At 36.0% G+C, this 26540-nt stretch carries 23 protein-coding genes, 1 tRNA gene and 2 rRNA genes; 5 read left to right on the top strand and 21 right to left on the bottom strand.

Going from position 1 to position 26540, the window contains the following annotated elements; genetic code table 11:
- Nucleotides 1–67 precede the first annotated feature (67 nt).
- From H9L18_RS04560 to H9L18_RS04525, 8 genes are all read right to left on the bottom strand, one after another.
- Nucleotides 68–2980, bottom strand: a 23S ribosomal RNA gene (locus tag H9L18_RS04560).
- Between the two features lie 187 nt (nucleotides 2981–3167).
- Nucleotides 3168–3240 (bottom strand) — tRNA-Ala (locus tag H9L18_RS04555).
- An 84-nt stretch (nucleotides 3241–3324) separates the two neighbouring features.
- Nucleotides 3325–4882, bottom strand: a 16S ribosomal RNA gene (locus H9L18_RS04550).
- Together the 16S and 23S rRNA genes with 1 tRNA gene alongside form the textbook arrangement of a ribosomal RNA operon.
- Before the next feature lie 320 nt (nucleotides 4883–5202).
- Nucleotides 5203–5574 carry a hypothetical protein gene (locus H9L18_RS04545; protein ID WP_126790597.1) on the bottom strand — a complete coding sequence of 124 codons (372 nt, stop codon included), beginning with the start codon at nucleotides 5572–5574 and terminating at the stop codon, nucleotides 5203–5205.
- 78 nt (nucleotides 5575–5652) lie between these two features.
- Nucleotides 5653–6021, bottom strand: coding sequence for a CvfD/Ygs/GSP13 family RNA-binding post-transcriptional regulator (locus H9L18_RS04540; protein ID WP_126790598.1), 369 nt, complete (start codon nucleotides 6019–6021; stop codon nucleotides 5653–5655).
- A gap of 82 nt (nucleotides 6022–6103) precedes the next feature.
- On the bottom strand, nucleotides 6104–6688 hold the full coding sequence (locus tag H9L18_RS04535) for a peptidylprolyl isomerase (RefSeq protein ID WP_126790599.1): 585 nt from the start codon (nucleotides 6686–6688) through the stop codon (nucleotides 6104–6106).
- A gap of 43 nt (nucleotides 6689–6731) precedes the next feature.
- A complete protein-coding gene (udk, locus tag H9L18_RS04530) occupies nucleotides 6732–7364 on the bottom strand; it encodes a uridine kinase (protein ID WP_126790600.1) in 633 nt (210 codons plus the stop codon).
- A gap of 87 nt (nucleotides 7365–7451) precedes the next feature.
- Entirely contained in the window at nucleotides 7452–7922 is a 471-nt protein-coding gene (locus H9L18_RS04525) for a GNAT family N-acetyltransferase (RefSeq protein WP_126790601.1), read from the bottom strand.
- Nucleotides 7923–8077: 155 nt separating this feature from the next.
- Between H9L18_RS04525 and H9L18_RS04520 the strand changes: the two genes are divergently transcribed.
- Both H9L18_RS04520 and H9L18_RS04515 read left to right on the top strand, forming a co-directional pair.
- Nucleotides 8078–8737, top strand: coding sequence for an ABC transporter ATP-binding protein (locus H9L18_RS04520; RefSeq protein ID WP_126790602.1), 660 nt, complete (start codon nucleotides 8078–8080; stop codon nucleotides 8735–8737).
- The gene (locus H9L18_RS04515) at nucleotides 8730–9488 is read left to right on the top strand and encodes an ABC transporter permease (RefSeq protein ID WP_126790604.1); all 759 of its coding nucleotides are present in this window, start codon (nucleotides 8730–8732) and stop codon (nucleotides 9486–9488) included. The genes H9L18_RS04520 and H9L18_RS04515 overlap by 8 nt, the downstream gene beginning before the upstream one ends.
- Nucleotides 9489–9537: 49 nt before the next feature.
- Here the strand turns inward: H9L18_RS04515 and H9L18_RS04510 are convergent, their stop codons facing one another.
- The gene (locus tag H9L18_RS04510; RefSeq protein ID WP_126790606.1) at nucleotides 9538–10095 is read right to left on the bottom strand and encodes a recombinase family protein; all 558 of its coding nucleotides are present in this window, start codon (nucleotides 10093–10095) and stop codon (nucleotides 9538–9540) included.
- 244 nt (nucleotides 10096–10339) lie between these two features.
- On the opposite strand from H9L18_RS04510, the gene H9L18_RS04505 reads away from it, so the two are divergent.
- Nucleotides 10340–11647 (top strand): Sapep family Mn(2+)-dependent dipeptidase, encoded by a 1308-nt coding sequence (locus H9L18_RS04505; protein WP_126790608.1) that lies wholly within the window; start codon nucleotides 10340–10342, stop codon nucleotides 11645–11647.
- 18 nt (nucleotides 11648–11665) lie between these two features.
- A complete protein-coding gene (locus H9L18_RS04500) occupies nucleotides 11666–12619 on the top strand; it encodes a glycosylasparaginase (RefSeq protein WP_126790611.1) in 954 nt (317 codons plus the stop codon).
- A gap of 72 nt (nucleotides 12620–12691) precedes the next feature.
- On the opposite strand, the gene H9L18_RS04495 is transcribed toward H9L18_RS04500, so the two are convergent.
- The 4 genes from H9L18_RS04495 to opp3b are packed head-to-tail and all read right to left on the bottom strand — an operon-like array spanning nucleotide 12692 to nucleotide 16685.
- The gene (locus H9L18_RS04495) at nucleotides 12692–13645 is read right to left on the bottom strand and encodes an ABC transporter ATP-binding protein (protein WP_126790613.1); all 954 of its coding nucleotides are present in this window, start codon (nucleotides 13643–13645) and stop codon (nucleotides 12692–12694) included.
- Nucleotides 13646–13660: 15 nt separating this feature from the next.
- The gene (locus tag H9L18_RS04490; protein ID WP_126790615.1) at nucleotides 13661–14698 is read right to left on the bottom strand and encodes an ABC transporter ATP-binding protein; all 1038 of its coding nucleotides are present in this window, start codon (nucleotides 14696–14698) and stop codon (nucleotides 13661–13663) included.
- Nucleotides 14699–14712: 14 nt separating this feature from the next.
- Entirely contained in the window at nucleotides 14713–15741 is a 1029-nt protein-coding gene (opp3C, locus tag H9L18_RS04485) for an oligopeptide ABC transporter permease (RefSeq protein ID WP_126790617.1), read from the bottom strand.
- On the bottom strand, nucleotides 15741–16685 hold the full coding sequence (opp3b, locus tag H9L18_RS04480) for an oligopeptide ABC transporter permease (RefSeq protein WP_126790619.1): 945 nt from the start codon (nucleotides 16683–16685) through the stop codon (nucleotides 15741–15743). The genes opp3C and opp3b overlap by 1 nt, the downstream gene beginning before the upstream one ends.
- An 87-nt stretch (nucleotides 16686–16772) precedes the next feature.
- Here opp3b and H9L18_RS04475 point away from each other — a divergent pair, with 87 nt between their 5' ends.
- Complete coding sequence (locus H9L18_RS04475) at nucleotides 16773–17117, top strand: DUF3899 domain-containing protein (protein WP_126790621.1); 345 nt, start codon at nucleotides 16773–16775, stop codon at nucleotides 17115–17117.
- 117 nt (nucleotides 17118–17234) lie between these two features.
- On the opposite strand, the gene H9L18_RS04470 is transcribed toward H9L18_RS04475, so the two are convergent.
- The 8 genes from H9L18_RS04470 to H9L18_RS04435 all read right to left on the bottom strand — a co-directional run bounded on the left by H9L18_RS04470 (nucleotide 17235) and on the right by H9L18_RS04435 (nucleotide 26470).
- Nucleotides 17235–18917 (bottom strand): peptide ABC transporter substrate-binding protein, encoded by a 1683-nt coding sequence (locus H9L18_RS04470; RefSeq protein ID WP_126790623.1) that lies wholly within the window; start codon nucleotides 18915–18917, stop codon nucleotides 17235–17237.
- A gap of 234 nt (nucleotides 18918–19151) precedes the next feature.
- Complete coding sequence (locus H9L18_RS04465; protein WP_126790625.1) at nucleotides 19152–19538, bottom strand: DUF956 family protein; 387 nt, start codon at nucleotides 19536–19538, stop codon at nucleotides 19152–19154.
- Between the two features lie 150 nt (nucleotides 19539–19688).
- Entirely contained in the window at nucleotides 19689–20606 is a 918-nt protein-coding gene (locus H9L18_RS04460; protein ID WP_126790627.1) for a PTS system mannose/fructose/sorbose family transporter subunit IID, read from the bottom strand.
- Between the two features lie 17 nt (nucleotides 20607–20623).
- Nucleotides 20624–21433, bottom strand: coding sequence for a PTS mannose/fructose/sorbose transporter subunit IIC (locus H9L18_RS04455; protein WP_126790629.1), 810 nt, complete (start codon nucleotides 21431–21433; stop codon nucleotides 20624–20626).
- 32 nt (nucleotides 21434–21465) lie between these two features.
- Entirely contained in the window at nucleotides 21466–22434 is a 969-nt protein-coding gene (locus H9L18_RS04450; protein WP_126790631.1) for a mannose/fructose/sorbose PTS transporter subunit IIA, read from the bottom strand.
- Between the two features lie 69 nt (nucleotides 22435–22503).
- Nucleotides 22504–23001, bottom strand: coding sequence for a PTS sugar transporter subunit IIB (locus H9L18_RS04445; RefSeq protein WP_126790633.1), 498 nt, complete (start codon nucleotides 22999–23001; stop codon nucleotides 22504–22506).
- 246 nt (nucleotides 23002–23247) lie between these two features.
- The gene (locus tag H9L18_RS04440; protein WP_126790635.1) at nucleotides 23248–26076 is read right to left on the bottom strand and encodes a sigma-54-dependent transcriptional regulator; all 2829 of its coding nucleotides are present in this window, start codon (nucleotides 26074–26076) and stop codon (nucleotides 23248–23250) included.
- An 88-nt stretch (nucleotides 26077–26164) separates the two neighbouring features.
- Nucleotides 26165–26470, bottom strand: coding sequence for a hypothetical protein (locus H9L18_RS04435; protein WP_126790637.1), 306 nt, complete (start codon nucleotides 26468–26470; stop codon nucleotides 26165–26167).
- Nucleotides 26471–26540 lie beyond the last annotated feature (70 nt).

Below are 26540 nucleotides of genomic sequence, written 5' to 3'. Positions count from 1 at the left end.
ATTTTTTTGAGTGATTATTCACTCAAAACTGGATGTTTTAGTTATATTCAACATTGTCACCGATATTTTGGTTAAGTCCTCGACCGATTAGTACTAGTCCGCTCCGTACATCGCTGCACTTCCACTCCTAGCCTATCTACCTGATCATCTTTCAGGGGTCTTACTTTCTTAAAGAAATGGGAAATCTCATCTTGAGGGGGGCTTCACGCTTAGATGCTTTCAGCGTTTATCCCGTCCATACATAGCTACCCAGCAATGCCCTTGGCAGAACAACTGGTACACCAGAGGTATGTCCATCCCGGTCCTCTCGTACTAAGGACAGCTCCTCTCAAATTTCCAACGCCCGCGACGGATAGGGACCGAACTGTCTCACGACGTTCTGAACCCAGCTCGCGTGCCGCTTTAATGGGCGAACAGCCCAACCCTTGGGACCGACTACAGCCCCAGGATGCGACGAGCCGACATCGAGGTGCCAAACCTCCCCGTCGATGTGAACTCTTGGGGGAGATAAGCCTGTTATCCCCAGGGTAGCTTTTATCCGTTGAGCGATGGCCCTTCCATGCGGAACCACCGGATCACTAAGCCCGACTTTCGTCCCTGCTCGAGTTGTAGCTCTCGCAGTCAAGCTCCCTTCTGCCTTTGCACTCTACGAATGATTTCCAACCATTCTGAGGGAACCTTTGGGCGCCTCCGTTACATTTTAGGAGGCGACCGCCCCAGTCAAACTGTCCATCTGACACTGTCTCCCGCCACGATAAGTGGCGCGGGTTAGAATGGTCATAACACAAGGGTAGTATCCCACCAATGCCTCCCTCGAGACTAGCGTCCCGAGCTCTACGGCTCCTACCTATCCTGTACATGTGTCACAAACATTCAATATCAAACTACAGTAAAGCTCCATGGGGTCTTTCCGTCCTGTCGCGGGTAACCTGCATCTTCACAGGTACTAAAATTTCACCGAGTCTCTCGTTGAGACAGTGCCCAAATCGTTACGCCTTTCGTGCGGGTCGGAACTTACCCGACAAGGAATTTCGCTACCTTAGGACCGTTATAGTTACGGCCGCCGTTTACTGGGGCTTCAATTCTGAGCTTCGCTATTGCTAACCCATCCTCTTAACCTTCCAGCACCGGGCAGGCGTCAGCCCCTATACGTCATCTTTCGATTTTGCAGAGACCTGTGTTTTTGATAAACAGTCGCTTGGGCCTATTCACTGCGGCTGAACTTGCGTTCAGCACCCCTTCTCCCTAAGTTACGGGGTCATTTTGCCGAGTTCCTTAACGAGAGTTCTCTCGCTCACCTTAGGATTCTCTCCTCGACTACCTGTGTCGGTTTGCGGTACGGGCCGTTTGTTTCTAACTAGAAGCTTTTCTTGGCAGTGTGATATTAAGACTTTGGTACTAAATTTCCCTCCTCATCACAACTTGTCCTTAGAGATAAAAGCATTTGACTCTTATCAAGACTTATTGCTTGAACGCACATATCCAACAGTGCGAACTTGTAACCTACTGCGTCCCTCCATTGTTCAAACAAAACAAACGGGTACAGGAATCTCAACCTGTTATCCATCGCCTACGCCTATCGGCCTCGGCTTAGGTCCCGACTAACCCTGGGAGGACGAGCCTTCCCCAGGAAACCTTAGTCATTCGGTGGACAGGATTCTCACCTGTCTTTCGCTACTCATACCGGCATTCTCACTTCTAAGCGCTCCACCAGTCCTTACGATCTAGCTTCGACGCCCTTAGAACGCTCTCCTACCATAGAACCAAAAGGTTCTATCCACAGCTTCGGTAATATGTTTAGCCCCGGTACATTTTCGGCGCAAGGGCACTCGACTAGTGAGCTATTACGCACTCTTTAAATGATGGCTGCTTCTGAGCCAACATCCTAGTTGTTTGTGCACCCTCACATCCTTTTCCACTTAACATATATTTGGGGACCTTAGCTGGTGGTCTGGGCTGTTTCCCTTTCGACAATGGATCTTATCACTCACTGTCTGACTCCCGGACATAAATGAATGGCATTCGGAGTTTATCTGAATTCGGTAACCCAAGACGGGCCCCTAGTCCAAACAGTGCTCTACCTCCATCATTCTTAATTCCGAGGCTAGCCCTAAAGCTATTTCGGAGAGAACCAGCTATCTCCAAGTTCGTTTGGAATTTCTCCGCTACCCACACCTCATCCCCGCACTTTTCAACGTACGTGGGTTCGGTCCTCCAGTGCGTTTTACCGCACCTTCAACCTGGACATGGGTAGGTCACATGGTTTCGGGTCTACGACTACATACTCACTCGCCCTATTCAGACTCGCTTTCGCTACGGCTCCGCTTCTTCAGCTTAACCTCGCATGCAATCGTAACTCGCCGGTTCATTCTGCAAAAGGCACGCCATCACCCATTAACGGGCTCTGACTTGTTGTAGGCACACGGTTTCAGGTTCTATTTCACTCCCCTTCCGGGGTGCTTTTCACCTTTCCCTCACGGTACTGGTTCACTATCGGTCACTAGAGAGTATTTAGCCTTGGGAGATGGTCCTCCCGGATTCCGACGGAATTTCTCGTGTTCCGCCGTACTCAGGATACTCATAGGTGTGTTGTCGATTTCGTCTACGGGGCTTTTACCCGCTCCGGCTGATCTTTCCAGATCGATTCAACTATCCACAACAGCTACCACAGCTGAGTCCTACAACCCCAAGAAGCAAGCTTCTTGGTTTGGGCTGTTTCCGTTTCGCTCGCCGCTACTAAGGAAATCGAATTTTCTTTCTCTTCCTGCAGGTACTTAGATGTTTCAGTTCTCTGCGTCTACCTCTAACAAGCTATGTATTCACTTGAAAGTAACATCCTATAAAAGATGCTGGGTTCCCCCATTCGGAAATCTCTGGATCATAGCTTACTTACAGCTCCCCAAAGCATATCGGAGTTAGTCCCGTCCTTCATCGGCTTCTAGTGCCAAGGCATCCACCGTGCGCCCTTATTCACTTAACCTTTTCTAACTATATATGAGTTAGATGTTTCTGATTTTACTTAAATAGCGATATTCAAGTAAAACTATTTATGTGTCACAATTTTACTAATAAAACTGATCAACTCGGTGTGTTAAAAATTAATGTTGATGTCTAACTTCAACTATCCAGTTTTCAATGAACAATACAAATGGTGTCAAAGACACCAATGGAGCCTAGCGGGATCGAACCGCTGACCTCCTGCGTGCAAGGCAGGCGCTCTCCCAGCTGAGCTAAGGCCCCTATTTAGAGATATAAAAACAAGAGAATAAATCTCTCAAAACTGAACAAAGTAAGTACCAATGTGTTTTCCGTAATATTCCTTAGAAAGGAGGTGATCCAGCCGCACCTTCCGATACGGCTACCTTGTTACGACTTCACCCCAATCATCTATCCCACCTTAGGCGGCTGGCTCCAAAAGGTTACCTCACCGACTTTGGGTGTTACAAACTCTCGTGGTGTGACGGGCGGTGTGTACAAGGCCCGGGAACGTATTCACCGTGGCGTGCTGATCCACGATTACTAGCGATTCCGGCTTCATGTAGGCGAGTTGCAGCCTACAATCCGAACTGAGAACGGCTTTAAGAGATTAGCTAAACCTCGCGGTCTTGCGACTCATTGTACCGTCCATTGTAGCACGTGTGTAGCCCAGGTCATAAGGGGCATGATGATTTGACGTCATCCCCACCTTCCTCCGGTTTGTCACCGGCAGTCTCGCTAGAGTGCCCAACTGAATGATGGCAACTAACAATAAGGGTTGCGCTCGTTGCGGGACTTAACCCAACATCTCACGACACGAGCTGACGACAACCATGCACCACCTGTCACTTTGTCCCCGAAGGGAAAGCTCTATCTCTAGAGTGGTCAAAGGATGTCAAGACCTGGTAAGGTTCTTCGCGTTGCTTCGAATTAAACCACATGCTCCACCGCTTGTGCGGGCCCCCGTCAATTCCTTTGAGTTTCAGCCTTGCGGCCGTACTCCCCAGGCGGAGTGCTTAATGCGTTAACTGCAGCACTGAAGGGCGGAAACCCTCCAACACTTAGCACTCATCGTTTACGGCGTGGACTACCAGGGTATCTAATCCTGTTTGCTCCCCACGCTTTCGAGCCTCAGCGTCAGTTACAGACCAGAGAGTCGCCTTCGCCACTGGTGTTCCTCCATATATCTACGCATTTCACCGCTACACATGGAATTCCACTCTCCTCTTCTGCACTCAAGTTCCCCAGTTTCCAATGACCTTCCTCGGTTGAGCCGAGGGCTTTCACATCAGACTTAAGAAACCGCCTGCGCTCGCTTTACGCCCAATAAATCCGGACAACGCTTGCCACCTACGTATTACCGCGGCTGCTGGCACGTAGTTAGCCGTGGCTTTCTGGTTAGATACCGTCAAGGTGAGAACAGTAACTCTCTCACTTGTTCTTCTCTAACAACAGAGTTTTACGATCCGAAAACCTTCTTCACTCACGCGGCGTTGCTCGGTCAGACTTTCGTCCATTGCCGAAGATTCCCTACTGCTGCCTCCCGTAGGAGTCTGGGCCGTGTCTCAGTCCCAGTGTGGCCGATCACCCTCTCAGGTCGGCTATGCATCATGGTCTTGGTAGGCCGTTACCCCACCAACTAACTAATGCAGCGCGGGCCCATCCAACAGTGACACCGAAGCATCTTTTATTATTCTTCCATGCGGAAAAACAAATTATGCGGTATTAGCACCTGTTTCCAAGTGTTATCCCCCTCTGTTGGGCAGGTTGCCCACGTGTTACTCACCCGTCCGCCACTCTTTGATTTTCGGTGGAGCAAGCTCCGGTGAAAATCAAAGCGTTCGACTTGCATGTATTAGGCACGCCGCCAGCGTTCGTCCTGAGCCAGGATCAAACTCTCAATAAAAGTTGATTAACATCTTGCGATGTTTAGCTCATTAATTTTAAAACTTGCTAGCGAATGTTATTCACTAAATATGGTTTGTTTTTACTAGAAGTAAAAACGCCCTACACATTTGGTTTGTCTTACTTTGTTCAGTTTTCAAAGATCTATCTCTTTTTAATTACGTTGTCGTAACAACTTTTATATAATAACATGTTATTAAAAATATGTCAACAATATTTTTTGTTTTTATTTTTTCATAACGTTTGTTACAAAGCTGTTTCAATCAACTTTTATATAATAACAATTTTTTAAAAATAAGTCAACAATAAAATAAAATATTTTTAACTTAAATATGGAACACCACTTATTTGAAAATTTTGAAGAACTTCTCTTAATGTAGAAGGTTCTTCCCAAGTGAATTGTTCTTGTTCGAAACTCAAATTATTTTTTTCCTCATCTAAACTAAAAACAAAAAGCGGCATCTTAACATTGCCAACATTAATATTAGTCAATTCGACTAAATCCATATCAGTGGTATTCAAATGAACTTCATCTCTGATTTCATTTAAAATACAAGCTAAACTTGTATAATTTGCATCAACTTCTGTCATAACAAACTCAACATGATCGTGTTCCTTTTTAACTAGAAACTTTTTATGTCCATTCTCTTGATTAAGAATAACTGTTCCAGCTACTTTTGCTTGTGTCAACATATTCCACCTCTTAAGTTTGATTGGTTTAATGCTTAATTTGATCAACAAAAAGAAGTATAACATATTTTCAGAAAGAAATCAGTTATTTTCCAAGGTTTCTTTTAGAGCATCTTGCGTCCACTTATCTAAACGCTCTTCAATACTAGCAAATCCTATTTTTTTATTTTTATTAGTAAAATATTTTTTCTTTCTATACACAGCAGGTGGTGTTTCTTGTAACACTCTTAATGATAGACTAATTTTTTTAGTGTACTCATCTATATCAATTACTTTTACAGTAACTTCTTGACCTATTTCTAGTTCTTCAGAAATATTTTTTATGAATCCATGCTTAACTTCAGAGACATGAATTAGCCCCTGATGATTTCCGTCTAAAGAGACAAATGCTCCATAAGGTTGGATACCTGTTATTTTCCCAGAAATAATCATGCCAATTTTATATTCCATAAATGCCATCTCCTTAAATATAATTCATCAATAGTTTATCATAAAAAAAGATTGAGAGCATTTATACTCTCAATCTTTTTGATTATTCATTTATTTCAACACCATCAATTGTAATATCATATAAAGGTCGATCTTGTGGATCTCTTTGGACAGATGACATTTCGTCAACAACATCCATTCCTTCAATTACATGACCAAAAACAGTATGTCTGAAATCTAGCCATGGTGTTCCACCATTCTTATAAGCTTCAATCACTTCTTCAGGGAAACCTGCTCCTTCAAGTTGACCTAACATGTTAGCTGGTACATTTTGATTTTGAACGATGAAGAATTGACTACCATTAGTATTAGGACCAGCGTTAGCCATTGATAGAGCTCCTCTTAAATTAAATAAATCTTTAGAAAACTCATCTTCAAATTTTGCTCCGTAAATACTTTCTCCACCCATACCTGTTCCAGTTGGATCGCCACCTTGGATCATAAAATCAGGAATAATTCTATGGAAGATAACTCCATCATAGTAACCTTTTTTACTTAACTCAATAAAGTTCTTTACAGTTTTAGGTGCTTGCTCTGGGAATAAAGCTACTTTGATATCCCCTCTGTTTGTTTTAATGACAGCTGTCACCTTATTTTCTTCTAAATTTAATTGTGGAAATTGACTCATGTTAATTCCTCCTTATTTCTATCTATTATAGTAGAAAATAAAATTAATTTTCTAAAATACTTCTTACTTTTGTTGTTAATAAATCAATGGCTACTTGATTTTCGCCACCTTCTGGCACAATTATATCAGCGTATTTTTTGGTTGGTTCTATAAATTGATGATGCATCGGTTTCACAACATTTAGATACTGCTCTATGACAGAATCCAATGAACGACCTCTGTCTTCCATATCACGTTTAATTCGACGAATAATTCTAATATCATCTTCAGTATCAACGTATACTTTGATATCCATTAAATCTCTTAATCTCTCATCTTCTAAAATTAAGATACCTTCTAAAATAATGACTTCTTTAGGGTCTTGATGTACAACTTCTGCACTTCTTGTGTGAGCCTCATAATCATAAACTGGTTTGTCAATCGATTGATAAGACATCAATTGTTTTAAATGTTCTATCAACAAATCTGTATCAAACGCCAAGGGATGATCATAATTTGTATTTAATCTTTCTTCAAATGACAAGTGACTTTGATCTTTATAATAAGAGTCTTGCTCAAAAAGTAAGATTGAATGGTTTGGTAGAGCATTTAAAATTGCACGACTAACACTTGTTTTACCACTTCCTGAACCACCTGTGACTCCTATTACAACGGGGCGCTCATTTTTTGTTTGCATGGGTATCCCTCACTTAATTCTATTTAATCCTTCTTTGATATCCTACTCTATCAAGCACTTACTTTCAAGATTTTCGTAATGAATTTCTTATTTTTTATCTACTTTTTTATAAAGTGTTGTCATTTTTTCTAAAAAACCAGTTGATTGATATAAATTAAAAGCATTTTTATTTTTATTCAAAACACTTAACTCAATATATTCTGCCTTTTTTTGATAAGCCCACTCTTCAATTTGTGATAATAGTTTACTAGCAATTCCTTGAGCTCGATAATCTTTTGTGACAACAAGATCTAAACAATAACAAAATGTGTGTTTTTCAAAAATGGGATAATCAGGTGTCTCTTGTAATTGAATAATCGCTAACCCTACAAGATTGGCACCATCTTTTACTATTAGTATATCTGAATTTTTGGAAAGGATCATCTCTTCAAAGAAAGAGTTTCTTTGCTGAGCATCTTTAAAAAAATCAGGTTCTAATTCATGAATTCTTTGCGTCAACTCTTGATATAAAGCTTTTATTTGAGGAATATCTACTGTTGTTGCTTGATCATAAATCATTACCTGTCCTCCTTTTTATTTTCTTATTCAAATATACTATAAAAAACGATAAACAACTACTCATATGAAGATGACTATCACTATCATTTAAGTAATTTTACTTAGAATAAAAAAGACTGCATGCTACAATGAGTCCTGGTTATAGGAGGTTAACAATGACAAATACTATTATAAAAACAGATCAATTAAGCTATAGCGCTAACGATAAAAATATATTAAAAAATATTTCATTTCAAGTTAAAGAAGGAGACTTAATAACTATCAGCGGACCATCAGGTAGTGGCAAAAGTACTCTTTTAAAATTAATTGCCAATATGATTAGACCAACAAGTGGCGATATTTACTTTAATGACAAAAAAATAGATCTATATCTCTCCACAGATTACCGAAAAGAAGTTTCCTATTTTTTCCAGAATCCAGTTTTATTTGGTGAAACTGTCCGCGATAATCTAACTTTTCCATATGAAATAAGAAATCTTTCATTTGATGAAACAAAAGCAATCTCCTTACTCGAATCAGTCAAATTAACATCTGATTATCTTAATAAATCAATCGATTCTTTATCAGGTGGAGAAAAACAACGGATAGCTTTTGTTAGAAATCTACTATTTCAACCTAAAGTTCTTTTATTAGATGAAGTTACTAGTGCTCTTGATCATGAAAACAGACAAATTATTTATAATATTATCCACAGCTTAAATCAAAATAAGCAGATAACTATTCTTTGGGTCACCCATAATGAGGAAGAGTTTCTTTCATCCAATCAACAATTAATTATTGATAATGGAACGATAAAGGAGGATATTAATGAATAATTTAGATATTTCAAATACCTCTCTATTTTTTGCTAGTTCACTTGTTTTAATCGCCCTTATTATTGATTACAAAGAGAAGCTCGGATTAGGTAAAGACATTTTTATTGCAGCAATTCGAGCTGTCATACAATTATTTATTATCGGCTATGTTCTAAGTGCCATTTTCAAATTGGATAATGTTATTACAACTACTGTCATGGTTCTTTTTATTATTTTTAACGCAGCTTATAATGCAGGAAAAAGAGCAAATCATTTAAAAAACAGTTTTCAAATTTCACTTATTGCTATTGGTGTTGGAACATTTGTCTCACTTACCGTTCTCTATTTATCTGGCACTCTAAAATGGACACCTTCTCAAATTGTTCCAATCACCGGTATGATTGCTAGTAATGCAATGACTGCTATTGGTGTTGGATATAGAACCATGCAATCAAAATTTACAGATCAAAAACAACAAGTTCAAGAAAAATTGGCATTAGGTGCAACTAAAAAACAAGCAACGCTTCCAATTATTAGAGAAAGTATTAAAACCGCTATGTCACCAAGTATTGATAGCACCAAAACAGTTGGTCTAGTTAGCCTTCCTGGTATGATGAGTGGATTGATGTTTGCTGGTATTGATCCAACAACGGCTATTCGTTATCAAATAGTAGTTATGTTTATGCTCATCTCAACAACTGGTTTTGCTACGATGATTGCTACTTACTTAAGTTATGGAAAATATTTCAATGATTTTGATCAACTAAACTAAAAAAAGTGAACTCAAGAGATGGATAAATCTCATTGAGTTCACTTTTTTATTATCTTTCTTGAACGTATTTATACGCAGTTCCTAATGAAATGTTACATTCTTCAGCAATTTGGCGTAGTGTATATCGATTATTATTATACAAATATCTAATTTGCTCGATTGTTTCTTCCGAAATTTTTGGTCTTCCACCAACACGACCTTTACGGCGAGCTTCTTGCAATCCTTTTGTTGTTCTTTCACGAATAATCATTTTTTCCATTTCAGCAATTTTCAAAATCATCTCAACATAAGGAGCATCTTTAATATCACTATATGCAGCACCTTTTTTTACTACAATTAATTGAATGTTTCTTTCTTTTAAATCGCTTAAAAATTCAGCTAGCTGAATAATAGACTTCCCTAAACAACGTAGTTCATAGACAACTAATTCATCCCCAGAATCTAGACTCTCTACCACTTCTTTTAAAACAGCATCATTTTGAGCGACACCTGACATATCTTCTTTTTCTATTGAAACAGTTTCAATTTCAAATGCTTTTAACCCTTCAATCTGCTCTTTTACATAACTTTCCTCACTAGACGCGTACACATACCCTATTTTCTTCATATTTTTTCCCCCTATATGTAAACTCTGTATTATAAATTTATTATACTACTCAATTATGTTCATACTATATCTCTTTTTTAAAAAACCTGCCTTATCAAACTTTTCTTAAGGTTAGGAAATTTCTGGCAAAAAAAGAGCTTTTTATGAATATTTGTGATTATTACTCTTATTATTTAGTTATTTAACTAAATAGTTCAAATGTGTTTCCACCTAGTATATACTTAAATCTAAGGAAGTGATACATATGGATATTTCATTATTTAAAGAGAAACTAGCTGAAATTGAAACGGATTTTTACAAAGGTTTAAAACGTATCATGAAAATTAATAGCGTAAAATCTACTCCAGAAAAAAATGCTCCTTTTGGTTTAGGTCCAAAACTTGTCTTGGATGAAGCTATTCTTCTTTCAAAAGAACTTGGATTTAAAACAAAAATAATTAACAATGCAGTTGGTTACGCTCAGCTTGGTGATGACGATAACAATTACATTGGCATAGTCGGACATTTAGATGTTGTTGCTGAAGGAGATGGTTGGGATTATCCACCGTTTGATTTAACACTAGACAACGGCATTTTTTATGGTCGAGGTGTTTTAGATAATAAAGGACCTATCATTGCTAACCTATATGCATTATATGTTTTAAAAGAAATAAACTATCCTATAACAAAAACCGTTCGAATTATTTTTGGAACTGACGAAGAAAGTGGTTCAGCTGATATTCCTCTTTATTTAGAAAAGGAAAATCCTCCATTATATGGTTATACACCTGATTGTAAGTATCCTGCAGTGTACGGGGAACGGGGGATGATTCGTTTAGAAATCGAAACACCTATTACTGATAATTCTCTAGACACACTTACCTATTTTAAAGGGAATTTTGATAGAAGTGCTATTCCTGATAGATTAGAAGTAACTATAAATCAAAAAAAATATTTAATTGAAGGAAAACGTGCACCTAGTAATGCTCCTGATTTAGGAGAAAATGTGATTACTCTTTTTGCTAATAAAATGGTGAGTACAAATCTCGTTTCAGGCGACTTCAATTCTTTTTTAATTTGGCTAAATAATAGTTTACATAATCAACATGACGGTTCTGGTTTAAAGATAAATTATCACGATCAAGAATCAGGTGATTTGTCACTCACCCCCTTTGAATTAACATTTGAAGAAAATAAAATTAAGCTTGGTCTATCTATTAGATACCCAGTTACCATGAAAAAAGAGGATTTATTAAGTAAGTTACAAAAATCTTTACCCAAATCCTCTACTCTTCATGTCAAAAGGGAACTTCCAGCAACTTTTTTTGATAAAAATCACCCAATGATTAAATCAATGACACAGGTTTACGAAGAATTAACTGGTTTAGATGGTACCCCTGTCACAACAACTGGAGCAACATACGCTCGCACTATGCCTAATATTGTTGCTTTTGGACCTTCTTTTCCTGGTCAAAAAGGAATTGCTCATAACAAAAATGAGTACATGACTCAAAAAGATTTACTTAAAAATTTAGAAATATATACCTATCTTTTAGCAGAACTAATTAAATAAATGAACGGAGTGATGATGATGACTTTTGGTACTATCGCAACTTGGAGAATGGCTCATGACAGTGTTGTTGAAGCAACTAAGCTTTTAGAATCTGGAACAAACGCCTCTGATGCACTTGAAGTTGCTATTAAACAGGTAGAAGATTATCCTTTTTATAAATCAGTAGGATACGGTGGGCTTCCTAATGCAAAAGGTATTCTAGAAATGGATGCCGCTTTTATGAATGGAGATACCTTCCAAATTGGTGCTGTAGCAGGTATTGTGGATATAAAAAACCCTATATCAGTTGCTAAAAAACTCAGTGAGGAAAAATTTAACAGCTTTTTAGTTGGTGAAGGAGCAACTCAATACGCAAAAGATGAAGGTTTTGAAGTAAAAGAGATGCTGACAGAACGAGCCAAAAAAATATGGGAAAAACGGATAGAAGATATGAAAAGTAAACAGTTAAATCCGTATGACGGCCATGATACTGTTGGAGTTGTAACTCTGGATCAAATGGGATCTATGTCAGTTGGAACTTCCAGCTCAGGACTCTTCATGAAAAAAACTGGACGAGTTGGTGACTCACCTTTATCCGGTTCAGGATTTTATGTGGATAGTACAATTGGTGGCGCTGCTGCAACAGGACTAGGAGAAGATTTGATGAAAGGAATCCTTTCCTACGAAATTGTTCGAAAAATGTCAGAAGGTCTTTCTCCACAAGAGGCGTGTGATCAAACCGTTTATCCATTCCATGACCTACTAACCAAACGCTACGGTAAAGCAGGTGCTTTTTCTTTAATTGCCATGAATAAAAAAGGAGAATGGGGTGTCGCAACCAATGTTGAATTTACTTTTTCAGTTGCAAACGACACCACAAAACCAACCATTTTCATGGCAAATAGAGGAGAAAATCAAACAACTAGTATCACCCCTATCACAAAAGAATGGTTAGATGCTTATGAAAAAAGAATCAAAGCTCCCATAGAATAGAAAAAAGACTGGAACCTAGTTATCAGGTTTCAGTCTTTTTTATCTATAAGAAACAGTAGCCGGGGGAAATATCTACTGATCTTTCTTCTTCAATAGTTTATCCCTGTACATCTCAACTTCATCTTCACTACAATAAACAAAATGCTCGGGACCAACTTCACGCAAACTACGTTCCTTTGTATCTTGTTGATTTGGCTTGTATGTGATTCGTTGGCGATTTCTTTCATAGTCTGGGTCTGGTAATGGAATAGCAGATAACAAACTTTCAGTATAAGGATGCAAACCATAATTATAAATTTCTTCTGCTGTTCCGACCTCTACTAATCTCCCAAAATACATAACTCCAATACGATCACTAATATATTTAACCATAGATAAATCATGAGCAATAAATAAATAAGTTAATTTTTGTTGCTCTTGTAATTCTTGCAGTAAATTCACAACTTGAGCTTGGATGGACACATCTAAAGCTGAGATAGGTTCATCACAAATAATAAACTTAGGCTCTACAGCTAGTGCACGTGCAATACCAATTCTTTGTCTTTGTCCTCCAGAAAACTCATGTGGATAACGAGTTCCATGACTTGGATCAAGACCTACCGTTTTCAATAATTCATTAACTCGATTAGTTCGATCTTCATCATTTTTGGCTAAACCATGAACATCAATTCCCTCAGCGATAATATCCTTTACTTTCATTCGTGGATTCAAAGAAGCATAAGGATCTTGATAAATCATTTGAACATCACGTCTAAACTGATTCAAATTTTTACGACCTTTGATTTTAGCAATATCCTCACCATCAAATTGAATTTCCCCACTAGTTGGATGATACAAGCGAATAATACTTCGACCTGTTGTAGATTTACCACAGCCTGACTCACCAACTAGTCCAAATGTTTCCCCTTCATAAATTGAAAAACTAATCCCATCAACAGCTTTTACCTCATCTTCTCTTCCAACATTAAAATGTTGTTTAAGATTTTTTACATCTAATAAAACTTTTTTATCTTTTAGCTCTTGCATCCAATCACCCCTTTCCTATGCTCCAAAACGTTCTTTATATTTTTCACGACGACGAACTATTTCAGCAGGCGGTGTTACTTTAGGTGCATTTGGTGCTAGTAACCAAGTTGCTGCTTTATGAGTTGGTGAAACATCAAAGAATGGTGGTGCTTCTTCTGTATCAATTTGCATAGCAAACTCATTTCGAGGATAAAAAGCATCTCCTTTTGGTGGATCTAATAAATCTGGTGGTGATCCAGGAATAGCATACAATTTTTCTTCACTTGTCTCTAGAGTTGGCATCGAACTAAGAAGCCCCCACGTATACGGATGTTGTGGGTTATAAAAAATCTCATCAGATGTTCCGATTTCAATAATTCGACCACCATACATAACAGCCACTCTATCTGCTACATTGGCGACAACCCCTAAGTCATGGGTAATAAAAATAATCGATGTTTGGATTTTCTTTTGAATATCCTTCATCAAATCAATAATCTGCGCTTGAATTGTTACGTCTAATGCCGTTGTCGGCTCATCAGCAATTAATACTTCCGGGTAACAAATTAGTGCAATCGCAATAACTATTCTTTGTCTTTGTCCACCAGAAAATTGATGTGGATAATTTTTTAATCGTTTTTCCGCATTTGGAATCCCGACTAGTTTTAATAAATCAAGAGCTCTTTCTAATGCTTCTTTTTTCGAAATTTTTCTATGTTTTCTTAATGACTCTGCTACTTGATTTCCAATGTTCATTGTCGGATCAAGAGATGTCATTGGGTCCTGAAAAATCATCGCGATGTCTTTTCCACGAATTGACTGCATTTGTTTCTCTGATTTATGAACTAAATCTTCTCCTTTAAAAAGGATTTCGCCTTCATCTATGTTTGCATTATTGGCTAATAATCGCATAATCGTTCTAGTCGTTACTGACTTACCTGAGCCAGATTCTCCTACTATTGCTAGTGTTTCACCTTTATGTAAATCAAAGTTTACCCCACGAATGGCATGAACTTTACCAGCAAAAGTATCAAATGAAATATTTAAATCTTTAACTTCTAATACTTTCTCCATTTTTCATCACCATCCTAATCATTCATTTTTGGATCAAAAGCATCCCGTAATCCATCAGCTAATAAGTTAAAACAAATCATAATCACTGATAAAGTAATTGCAGGTGCCCACATCAAATGAGGTAAAAATCTAAATGTTTTATATCCTTCATTTAACAATGTTCCTAAAGAAGCTGTTGGTGGCGTTAACCCTAAACCGATAAAACTTAAAAAGGCTTCAAAGAAAATAGCAGAAGGAATACTAAACATCATCTGAACAATAATAACCCCTGAAATATTTGGTAACACATGTTTCATAGCAATTTTTGCTTTAGACTCACCTAAAGTTGTTGCGGCTAAAACATACTCTTGGTCTTTTATTTTTAACGTTTGTGCACGGACAATCCGAGCCATTGTAATCCATCCTGTTACAATCATTGCTAAAATAATTGACATCATACCTGGTTTAAACACTGTTAACATTAAAATCATAACAACTAAATTTGGTACACCTGATAAAATCTCTAATATCCGCTGCATCACATTATCTGTTTTACCGCCCTTCATTCCTGAGATCATCCCGTAGATAACTCCAAAGGTTAAATCAAGAAAGGCTGCGACAAAAGCAATAATAAGTGACATTCTTGTTCCCATCAACAATCTAGATAACTCATCTCTTCCCAAGCCATCTGTCCCTAAATAAAAATGAGTATTCTCCGGTACTTTTGCTTGCTCATATTTATCCACTCGTTTCCCACCAACTACTGCTGTTCCATTAAATCCGTCAATATTAACACCGGGTATTTTTGGAGGCAAGTTGATATACTTAGGATTTTGTTTAGTTGGATCATGCGGTGAAACAAAAATTGAGCCAAACGCTAAAATCGAAATAATTCCTAGTAAAATAAGTGAAACAACTGCACCTTTATTTTTTTTCAATCGTCTCCAAGAATCTTGAATAAAGTTTAAAGAAGGGGCACTAATTTTTTCTCTATCTAAATTATCTTGAATAGAGATTGGTTTAAATTTATCTTCTGAAATATGTTGAATATCAATTTTTTCCATTATTCTTTGCCACCTCCTGATACTCGAATACGAGGATCTACAATACCATATAGTAAATCAACGATTAATATAACTACAACTAACATAGCAGAGAACATAATTGTTACAGCCATTATCGTTGGGTAATCGTTTGTCATAATTGACTTAACAAATTGCTCACCAATTCCTGGTATTGCAAAAATATTTTCTACTACTAGTGAACCAGTCATTAAAGCAACTGCAAGAGGCCCAAGTAATGTAATCAGTGGAATCAAACTATTTCTTAATCCATGTCTGAAAACAACTTGCATTCTGCTTAAACCTTTAGCTCTTGCTAACTCAATGTAGTCACTACTTAAAACTTCAACCATCTCTGTTCTAATAAAACGTGCTGAGTCAGCTAACGGTGACATAGCAAGTGCTAGGGTTGGTAAAATAGTTGAAGCAAATCCTTGATCCCATTTAGCAATTGGTAAGATGCCTAATTTTATCGCAAAGAAATACTGCAATAGGACAGCAAATACAAAGTTTGGTATCGACCTTCCTAAAATGGCGACTAACGTGGCGACTGTATCCACCCATGTATTTTGTTTCATAGCAGCAATAGCTCCTAAAATAATGCCAATTATGGTTCCGAATATAATTGCCTGAGCACCTAGCTGAACTGAAGGTCCTATTCTTTCCTTCAATAATTTAGAAACAGGTTGGTTTTTAAATTGGAATGACGTTCCAAAATCACCTTTTACTAAGTTGCCCATATAGATTCCATACTGTTGAATGACTGGTTTATCTAATCCAGCCTGTTCATTTAACATTTCAATTTGTTCTGGTGATAATTTTTCCTGATTGGCATAAGGTGAACCAGGTAATAATTTCATTAAGAAAAAAGTAATAGTGGAAATCAACCATAAGGTAATTAACATAAACATAACGCGTTTAAGAAAATATTTCGCAAAATTTTTCATTTATTTTTCCCCCTTTAAAATATTTTGACATCGATTAATAAATGAATTAGAGTTAGTTTATTAATCAAACAGATAAGGATTGTAATTATGACCAATAAGAAAAAAACAGCAATTTGCCTAATAGGCCTATTTTCTATTATTCCAGCAATAACTTGGTTAACGAAAAAAGAAATAACTTTAAAGTATCTATCTGATAACTTTTTTATGTTCGCTCTTTTCTTTTTAATAGTAGGAGGATTTATTCTAGTTCTATCTTCTGGTTTTTTTGACTTATTTCAAAAAAATATGAAACATCTTATCCAATTAAGAAAAAATAATGAACCTAAGGAATACGTTCCCTTTTCTCAAATTTTTAAGAAAAAACCTGTTTTTTGGTTTATCATTGGAGTTAGTTTGTTAGTAACCAGTTTAATCCTTGCCCTAATTGCCTAATATTAAAAAAAATCCTATAACTTGAGTTATAGGATTTTTTGTTTTCTTTTGAAGATAACTATTATCCTTTTATTGTTGCTTAACTAAACTCTATGATTAAAAATAGCTGTTAGTAGATTAATCTACTTTATAAGTCCATTTGTAATCGAACATTGCGCCTGCCGGATGTGATACCACACCTTTAACTTTATCAGAACGTAAGTGAGCTTCTGCCTCTTGAATCACAGGAACTACACCAACTTCTTTTGTTACTAATTGTTCTGCTTTAATCATGTCATCCCAACGTTTTTCAGGGTCATTCACATGAGTTGTTGCAGCATCTTCTAATAATTTATCGTATTCTTTATTAGAGAATTTACCTCTGTTATATGGGTTTTCTGTTCCAAATAAATCTAAGAAACTACTTGGGTCTGGATAATCTGCAATCCAACCGCTATAAACCATACTGAAATCACCCTTATTAGAACGATCCAAACGTACACTAAATGGTACAGGGCTTAAGTTAACTTTCAATCCTGGTAATTCTTCTTCCAGAGAACCTTTTAAGAACTCGATAACTTTTTTAGTTGAGTCGTTATCTGAAGCTAATAAATCCACTTCAATTTTATCTTTTCCTAAATCTTTTTTAGCTTTCTTCCAGTGATCTTTCGCTTTCTTGCTATCATACTCTAATTGGCTTCCAGCTTCTTTAGAAAAATCCTTTTTGTCTTTTGGACTTTCAGCTACATTTTTAGGAACTAATCCAGTTGAAGCAACAGAACCATCAGATAAAATTTGATTAGCTAACGCATCTCGATCAATCGCGTAAGAGATAGCTTTTCTTAAATCTTCATTTCTAAATTCAGATTTATCATCTCTTTGGTTTAATTCAATGTAACGAGATGAAGCTTTCATTTCACTAACAAATTGAGGATCATCAGCTTTTTGTTGAGCTAACTCACCAGCTAAAATAATATCTTCTGCTTTGCCACTTTCAAAAAGATTCAAACTAGTTGAAGCTTCTTTTACAACACTTACATTAATACGATCTAATTTAACTGTATCCTTATCCCAATACTCATCATTTTTAACATAAGCCCACTCAGTATCTGTTCCAGGTCCATCAAAATCCGCTAATTTAAATGGCCCATTATAAACAGCTTTTTCACTTGTAGTTGTATATTCTTTACCATATTTTTCTACAATGTCTTCACGTTGTGGCATGTAAGTTGTAAAGGCTAATAAGTAATCAAAATAAGGTGTTGCTTTTTCTAAAGTAACCTCTAATTCATAATCACTCACTGCTTTAATACCAAGCTCACTCTTGTCTTTTTTCCCTGCTGTAATGTCTGCTGCATTTTTAACTGATTCATGTAATGAGGCATACTCAGAAGCTGTTTTAGGGTCAACCGTTCTTTGCCATCCGTAAACATAATCTTTTGCCGTTACAGGTTTTCCATCTGACCATTTAGCATCTTCACGTAATTTAATTTTATATACTAACCCATCTTCACTGACTTCAGCTTTTTCTGTTGCTCCTGCAGGTTGTGGTTTCTGATCTTTATCTAAACGATAAATTCCTTCATACACATTATTCAAAGCAACTGAACCAATTACATCTGTGTTAAGTGATAAATCTGCTGAAGGCATCTCTTGTTGAACATTGACAGAAAATTCTTGCTTTTCAGCCAATACTTCTTTACCATCTGATTTTCCACTCTCTTTAGTTGATGATTCTTTTCCATTACCGCCTCCACACGCTGCTAATGATAAAACAACTGTTGAAAGCAAACCAACGTATAACATTTTTTTCGTTTTCATAATAAGTTCCCCCTTAAATTCAGATATCATTAATATTAAAATTAAATTAGAATATGCTAACAATCATATATTAATTTTAATCTTAATGCAACAAAAATAATTCATTTATTCAAATTTAAAGCAGAAATATCCTTATTTTTTGAATGAAACCGGTTAATAAAAGAATATTCTGTTCATTTATTCTCTCATTTTCACCTAATAAAAAAGAGCAATCCTCTCATATTCCTGAAAGAATTACTCATTTTTATTTTTTTTCGTAAAAATATTTTTAACACTTCTTTGTAGAACTTGAAAAAAACTGAGGGACTTAACTATTCGGTCTGGAGTGATATAAACCCGAATAGCTCGCAACACTTTTTTAGGATCCTTCGTAGAAAAAGTGAATGTACCATTTTGCTTTGTTTTAATAGCAAATCGTGGAATCCATTTCCCTTTGAACATAACAGAAGTAATAACGATATCTACTTCTTCCCATGGAATTTGGATAAAGTTCTTAGCATCTCGCTCATTGTAGAACTCGAACCCTTTATCGCCAACCATAATTTTACCGTAGTCTGCCATACCTAAAAAAGAAGTTGCCTTTTCTACTACATCTACTTTTGTATTAATTGATTGTACCAATGACTATTCAACTCCGTTCCTAAATGCTTTCTAAAAAAATTATAACATAGTTAATACAATTCATAAAAAAGAGTCTTAAAAGAAAAATATAAAAGTGAGACAAAATCACTTGTTGAATTTGTCTCACTTTTACTTTATTTAAACGATTAATTACATTAAACCAATAACGTGTAATAATACACCTGAAACAAATAATCCTAAAATAATAACAATAGGAGATACTTTTTTCTTAAGTAACCACATACATAATAATGTTAATAGAAGCCCAACTAACCCAGTAATTAAACTATCTAAGTTATCTTGTAATGTTGTTACTTTGAACTCACTAAGTGAAAGGCCTGCTGCTTGTTGTTCTAACGCAGTTTTAACTCCTTCAATTCCATTTGGTAAGTTCTTCCAATCAATAAAAGCACCATCATCTAATTTTACTTTAGAGACAACTGGTGTGAAATTAATAGATACCCATCTATTAACCAAGGAACCTAAGATAAACATCCCGAGGATAGAGGCACCTTTAGTAATATCTTGAAGAATACCACCAGATAAATCTTCTGTAATTTTTGATCCTGCTTTATAACCAAATTCTTGTGTATACCACATGAATGCCATACGAATTAAGTTCCATGCAACAAAATAAATAATTGGTCCTAAGATATTACCACTAATCGCTAAAGTTGCTGCTAATGCACCTAAAATAGGTTTAACTGTGAACCAGAATACTGGATCCCCAATACCTGCTAAAGGTCCCATCATACCAACTTTAACCCCTTGAATAGCTGCATCATCTACAGGAGCGCCATTAGCACGTTCTTCTTCAAGAGCTAAGGTTACACCTAAAATTGGTGAAGCTACATATGGGTGAGTATTAAAGAATTCCAAGTGACGTTCTAATGCTGCTGCGCGATCTTCTTTTGTTGTATATAATTTCTTAATCGCTGGGATCATTGAGAAGGCCCAACCACCATTTTGCATACGTTCATAGTTCCAAGAACCTTGTAAAAATGTTGAACGCCAGAAAACAGACTTACGATCCTTTTTAGTTAATTCAATTCTATGTTGTTCTGTCATTTTTTTGTCCCCTCCTTTTAATAGTTATCTATAATATCGCCGACAGGGTCACCAGTATTAGATCCCCCATTACCACCTGAGCCGCCACCTTGTTTAGAAAGGGCTAAGTAGATAAGAGCTAGTGACATACCAATTACACCAAGTCCGATAAGAGTAATTTCTGAAACTGTTGCAATAACAAAACCTAAAGCAAAGAATGGCCATACTTCTTTTGTTGCCATCATGTTAATAACCATTGCAAAACCAACAGCTACTACCATTCCACCACCAATTGCTAAACCTTTTGTTAACCACTCTGGCATAGATAAGAGTAAAGATTTCACTGGACCTTCACCAATTGCTAAAATAAGACCTGCTGGAATTGCGATACGAATACCTTGTAAACCAATAGCCATAATGTGCCAGAATTCGATTTTTTTGAAATCTCCTTCTTTAGCCGCAGCGTCCATAAAATGAACGAATGCTGTTGCAATTGTACGACATAAAATTGTTAATAAAAGACCTGCTACTGCTAAAGGAATAGCTAATGCGATAGCTGAATCTACTCCTGCTTTACCTTGTCCACCTAAAACTAAAATAATTGCTGATGCTACTGAAGCTAGAGCAGCGTCGGGTGCCACAGCAGCCCCAATGTTTGCCCAACCAAGTGCCAATAACTGTAAGGTACCACCTAAAATAAGACAAGGAACTAGTTGTCCTGTAACTAATCCGATTAACGTACATGCAATAACTGGTTGATGGAAATGAAACTCATCTAAAATTCCTTCCATACCTGCTAAAAATGCAACGATAATGACTAATATCATTTGAATAGCATTTAATTCCATGATAATTTATCCTCCATTTTTCTTTTTAATAATTACTTTTTGTTAATTTCTTCTTGTGCTTTTTTAATAATTTCTTCCATATTTCCTTTTGAATCGCTAGGAACTTTACGGACATCAAATTTAACGCCAGCTTCTTTTAATTTATTGAATGTATCAATATCATCTTGACCAAAAGCTAACACTTTATTTGGTTGAACTTTTCCTGGTGAGTGAGCCATTGATCCCACGTTAACTGTCTCTAATGGTACGCCACCTTCAACTGCTCTTAAAACGTCTTGAGGTGTTTCAAATAATAATAACGCTTTTTGTCCACCAAAATGTTGATCATCTTTAGAGATTTTAATCATTTGTTCAATCGGTACCACATGAGCTTTCACTCCTGGTGGTGCTGCTTGTTGAATTAATTTCTTACGTAATTCATCTTTTGCAACAGCATCAGAAACAACAATAATACGAGTTGGACCAGTCGTTTTTGTCCAAGCAGTTGCTACTTGACCGTGTAATAAACGAGTGTCAATACGAGCTAACACATAAGATAATTTACCAGGTTTTCCAGCACTTGCTGATTGCTCAACAACTGCTCCTTTTTCTTCTTCAGGTTCAAGCTCTTCTGGCTTAACTTTAACGCCTTCTTTAGCTGTTCCTAAGATGTGAGTAGCAATTTCTTGCGCACTTTCCATTGAGAATCGAGAAGCATAAGCTTCAATGACCATTGGTAAATTCATACCTGCCACAATTGCCCAATTTTCTTTGTGTTCTTCAAACAAACTATTCGCTTGATTGAAAGGTGTACCGCCCCATAAATCTACTAAGAACAGCACTTCATCTTGATTGTCAAAGCCTTGAACTGCGTCTTGCATTTTTTTCTTAATATCTTCAGGTCCTTCTGAAGGCATTAACGTTACAGCCGCAACATTTTCTTGTTCGCCAAAAATCATTGATGCTGATTGTAAAATACCTGATGCAAATTCGCCATGACTTGCTAGGATAATCCCTACCATTCCTCTACCTCCTACTTTTTATTTTTTATCTATAAAGTAAATGAACGACTCTTCATACACTTTATTTTCTTATAAGAAGTTCTGTTTTTTTAAAAGTTCGACTAAGTTCTGTTTGTGGTCTGCAGGAACTTTTCTAATTTCAAGTTCGATCCCTTGTTCTGACAAATAGATGAAAGAAGCAATATCTTTTTCATCAACAGAAATAAAATTAGTTAACATTTTTTTATCACTTGAAAAACTCATTCCTCCAATATTAATAGAAGAAAGTTCCATTCCTTGTCTAACCAATACCTCTACATCTTGAGGTGAAGTAAACAGTAACGCGACTTTTTCAAATTGTAAAATGTTACTTTGATACACTTCATGCATTCTGGCAACACTAATAACATTCACTCGAATACCACTAGGTGCTGCTTGTTTCAGCAAAAGTTTTCGTATTTGATTTTCAGCAGCTTCATCACTGATAACTAAAATACGATCAATTTCCATTTGTTTAGACCAAGCTGTTGCAACCTGACCATGAATTAAACGATCATCAATTCGAGCTAATCGAATATCTATGGCCATAAAACCCCTCCTTATATCATCAACTTTAAAAAATGATACAAACTGTATCAAACAGAGTATTCCTCTCATACGTCTTTATATATGCAACTACTGTGCCAACTTTTTATAATTATTAAATTTACCTTAAGAAAGTTGTTATGTAAGCTTTTAAACTATTTTACTTATAGATACACTAATAAAAAAATACAGTAAAAATACACTGTTTTTTTAGCTTAAGTGTATTTTTACTGTATTATATAACAATATTTATCTTTTTGATTTTTCGTTTTCAATGATTTGATAAATAAAATAGATTTCATTATCAGAAAAAGATAACTGTAACATTTGATTCAATTCCTCAAATATAGGAACTATCCGTTGATACACTAGTGTATCTTTCATCTCTTCCAAATCATCTTTAGAAACCGTTAATGTATCCTGTCTAAGCTCTCTTTCAATAGCTCCAGCTGTATGCATACATAAGTTGATATAAAAGCCTGGTTCAGCCTGAATTAATTCAACTTCTGCTATTTTTTGTGAGAACAACCAAATAGAAGGTAACAATTTGTCTGGATTAATAAAAGTAAAACTCTCTTTAACATAGTCATAACAAATACTTTTCGCCTTTTCCATGGTCAACTCCATCGGTTGATCGTCCTCTTCAAATCGTTTCATTAACACTTCTTCCAACACATCTGGACCTTTTTCAGAAAATAGTGTATCCATTGAAATAAAAGGAACATTTAGTTTAGGATCTTTAATGCCTGTGGATGCAATAATTTCATAATTTTCTTGAATTTTTTTAATTTCTTGATTCAATTCAACAATTGAAATGGGAAAAACAGCGATATCTGTTTTGAGTTTCGATAGGAGGTAATGATCAATCAACTCTTTCATTCGTTGTGCTGTTCCTTTACCAGAGGCACAAATAGCTACAATCGCTTCTTCTTTATACGAAAGACCTGTTGATACCTGTACTTCCTCTTGACTAGTCATTGTATAACCGTGAAAATGTGCCAATGATTCATACAAATCTTCTAATGTCGTATCTAATAAACTAGACTTTCTAGCTGCCTCTAAAACAATAGAAGTCGTTACCATATCTACGACTTTAACTTCAATGCCTGTTTCTAATTTTATATCATCTGCAAAGGTGACAAGAGATCCCATATCAACTAAAAGCATGACGCCACTACCTTCATTTACCGATACAACTTCCTCAACAATCTTTTCAAAGGCCTCTTTTGGCTTCATCTCTAATGGCATATCAACACTTCTTAAATTATCTACTTTTAATAATTGCGTCACTACTTGAACCATACTGGAAGCTGTTGTATTACCATGAGCTGCTACAACAACGCCAATCCGTCCATCCTCTTTATTCTCTCTTAAAGAAACTAATAGAACTGTTAAATAATGAACCTCTGATAGAGGAACTTCGACTTGATAATCTTCTTCGATAATTTGCTTAAAAATTTTAGCAACTTCCATTTCTTGAGGATAATGGGCAACCATGTTTTTAATATTCTCATTATCTTGTGTTAAAAGCTCTGATTTATTTTGAAGTCGGTTTAAAAACGAACTAATGTGAAGTCCCATAGCATATAAAAAATTGGTTTGGAAATCGTAATCTAAAGCTTCTCTCGCATATTCATAAATTTTTCTGGTTGTATTAATGATTCGTTCATCGATGATTTCTGTTAATTTATTTTCTGTATCAAATGTAAACCCGTGATTTCGGTAAAATGATTTTAAATGGACATTTATATCTGTTGAAATAAAATGATTAATCGCGTCTTGTGACAAACCATCTTCTTTTAAAACAGCCGCTTTATCCCCAATAATTTCGTATAAATTATACGGTAGTTCATAGGAGTCTTCTTCAAACATATCTAAAGGTTCATTAGGTGAAATAACCAACTGAGGTGTTAATAAAGGAGTTAACTCAGATAGGCTCTTTCGATCATGAGAAAGGGTAATCAACCCTTCTTTAATACTCTCATTTAATTCTTCAAGAGTAATTTGGATTTCATCTTGTTCCATATGGTTTAAAAAAGATTGAGCCGTGACCAATTGGACATTAGATTTTAATTGTCCCACATTTCCATAAGAAACACTTCCAATCAACGCTTTTACCACGTCTTCACTTAAAATAATTTTTCGTTGAATCCGTTTAGCTTCCATCGTCATCATGATCTTAACTAAATCAATTTTTTCTTTTGCTGTTCGATCTTTAAAATTAGGTAACTGAATCGTTATAGGAATTCGTCTGACAAAAGTATTCAACAATGAAGAAGATGGATCTTCTGTTGTAGCACAAATAATTCGAACACTTGAGTGATGACTCTTTTGTGTTTCACCTAATTTAGCAAAGGTTCCATTGTCCATAAAATAAAAGACCATTTCTTGCCCTTCTGGTGGTAAACGGTGTATCTCATCTAAAAACAGGAAACTGTCATTTGCTAAACTAATTAATCCTTCTTTTTCTTGATCAGCTCCTGTAAACGCTCCTTTGACATGACCAAATAAATGACTCATCAAAAGCTCTGGATTACTAGCATAATCCGCACAGTTAAAGACAATCATTTCTTTATTTTTAGCTATTACTTGGTTTTTTTTAGCAAACTGAAACATGGTATGAGCAAAAAAAGTTTTCCCCGAGCCAGTTGGCCCAATAATCAAAGAATTCAATCCTTTTGGAGGATATAAAATAGCCGCTTTTGCTTGTTCAGTGGCATTTTTCATACTTCCATAAGCTCCTACGACTCTTTTAAAAATATCATCAGAATTGAAAAATTCTTCTTTTGTTTTTTTAGGTAATGGCGCTTCTGTTTCTCGGTAACTCTCCACATATTTAGATAGTGGTTTGTGCCTAAAAACTGATTTACAAACATAGCGAACAGGTCTTCCATCCAATTTATCAATTAAACCTTCTCGAACTAAACTGTTCAAATCCTTGCTAGCATTACTTCTTTGAATATTAAAATGTTCCGCCACTTGATTTGTCGTAATTCCTGAGCCGTTATCCAATTTATCTACATCTAAATGTTTCGTCTCTTCTTTTATGTATTGGTACACCCTATCAATTCGTTTCATTGGTATCCTCCTATAAATACACTAAAACTACTGTATTCATAGTGTATCAAAATTTCAGAAAAATACATACTATTTTTATTTATGGTTATTAATCCTCTACTAAATGGCAAGTATTTCGTGAATAATCCATGTACTCACCTAATTTTTCTAGCTTTCTTTTCTTGATTCTTTCAACTTCGACTTCAGATAAAGAGGATATCATTTCTTCTTCTTGTAATAAATCCATTACTGCGACTAACTGATAAAATTCAGTTAAGATTTCAGCTTCATTTGTTAAATCAGGACGCTCTGGATGGTGATCTTCTAGTCCAAAACGTAAACTTTTAGCAACTGCTTGTTGAACTTCCGCACATTCTTCCATTAAACAAACTAGTAGATGCTCACTTCTTTTCATCTAACTCCCTCTTTCTCAACTATTTTTCCTTTAAATACTAAAATGAGGCTGACAAAACGTCAACCTCACT

The organism is Vagococcus carniphilus (assembly GCF_014397115.1).
Lineage (GTDB): Bacteria > Bacillota > Bacilli > Lactobacillales > Vagococcaceae > Vagococcus > Vagococcus carniphilus.
This window is presented reverse-complemented; position numbering and strand designations above follow the sequence as displayed.

Bases quoted from the DNA above. Each gene is read 5' to 3' on its own strand.
- H9L18_RS04435 (WP_126790637.1), bottom strand. From the start codon at position 26,470: ATGAAAAGAAGTGAGCATCTACTAGTTTGTTTAATGGAAGAATGTGCG.
- H9L18_RS04455 (WP_126790629.1), bottom strand. From the start codon at position 21,433: ATGGAATTAAATGCTATTCAAATGATATTAGTCATTATCGTTGCATTT.
- opp3C (WP_126790617.1), bottom strand. From the start codon at position 15,741: ATGGAAAAAATTGATATTCAACATATTTCAGAAGATAAATTTAAACCA.
- H9L18_RS04440 (WP_126790635.1), bottom strand. From the start codon at position 26,076: ATGAAACGAATTGATAGGGTGTACCAATACATAAAAGAAGAGACGAAA.
- H9L18_RS04520 (WP_126790602.1), top strand. From the start codon at position 8,078: ATGACAAATACTATTATAAAAACAGATCAATTAAGCTATAGCGCTAAC.
- H9L18_RS04445 (WP_126790633.1), bottom strand. From the start codon at position 23,001: ATGGCCATAGATATTCGATTAGCTCGAATTGATGATCGTTTAATTCAT.
- H9L18_RS04515 (WP_126790604.1), top strand. From the start codon at position 8,730: ATGAATAATTTAGATATTTCAAATACCTCTCTATTTTTTGCTAGTTCA.
- H9L18_RS04475 (WP_126790621.1), top strand. From the start codon at position 16,773: ATGACCAATAAGAAAAAAACAGCAATTTGCCTAATAGGCCTATTTTCT.
- H9L18_RS04525 (WP_126790601.1), bottom strand. From the start codon at position 7,922: ATGATTTATGATCAAGCAACAACAGTAGATATTCCTCAAATAAAAGCT.
- H9L18_RS04505 (WP_126790608.1), top strand. From the start codon at position 10,340: ATGGATATTTCATTATTTAAAGAGAAACTAGCTGAAATTGAAACGGAT.
- H9L18_RS04500 (WP_126790611.1), top strand. From the start codon at position 11,666: ATGACTTTTGGTACTATCGCAACTTGGAGAATGGCTCATGACAGTGTT.
- H9L18_RS04470 (WP_126790623.1), bottom strand. From the start codon at position 18,917: ATGAAAACGAAAAAAATGTTATACGTTGGTTTGCTTTCAACAGTTGTT.
- H9L18_RS04460 (WP_126790627.1), bottom strand. From the start codon at position 20,606: ATGACAGAACAACATAGAATTGAATTAACTAAAAAGGATCGTAAGTCT.
- udk (WP_126790600.1), bottom strand. From the start codon at position 7,364: ATGCAAACAAAAAATGAGCGCCCCGTTGTAATAGGAGTCACAGGTGGT.
- H9L18_RS04535 (WP_126790599.1), bottom strand. From the start codon at position 6,688: ATGAGTCAATTTCCACAATTAAATTTAGAAGAAAATAAGGTGACAGCT.
- H9L18_RS04450 (WP_126790631.1), bottom strand. From the start codon at position 22,434: ATGGTAGGGATTATCCTAGCAAGTCATGGCGAATTTGCATCAGGTATT.
- H9L18_RS04545 (WP_126790597.1), bottom strand. From the start codon at position 5,574: ATGTTGACACAAGCAAAAGTAGCTGGAACAGTTATTCTTAATCAAGAG.
- H9L18_RS04490 (WP_126790615.1), bottom strand. From the start codon at position 14,698: ATGGAGAAAGTATTAGAAGTTAAAGATTTAAATATTTCATTTGATACT.
- H9L18_RS04495 (WP_126790613.1), bottom strand. From the start codon at position 13,645: ATGCAAGAGCTAAAAGATAAAAAAGTTTTATTAGATGTAAAAAATCTT.
- H9L18_RS04540 (WP_126790598.1), bottom strand. From the start codon at position 6,021: ATGGAATATAAAATTGGCATGATTATTTCTGGGAAAATAACAGGTATC.
- H9L18_RS04510 (WP_126790606.1), bottom strand. From the start codon at position 10,095: ATGAAGAAAATAGGGTATGTGTACGCGTCTAGTGAGGAAAGTTATGTA.
- opp3b (WP_126790619.1), bottom strand. From the start codon at position 16,685: ATGAAAAATTTTGCGAAATATTTTCTTAAACGCGTTATGTTTATGTTA.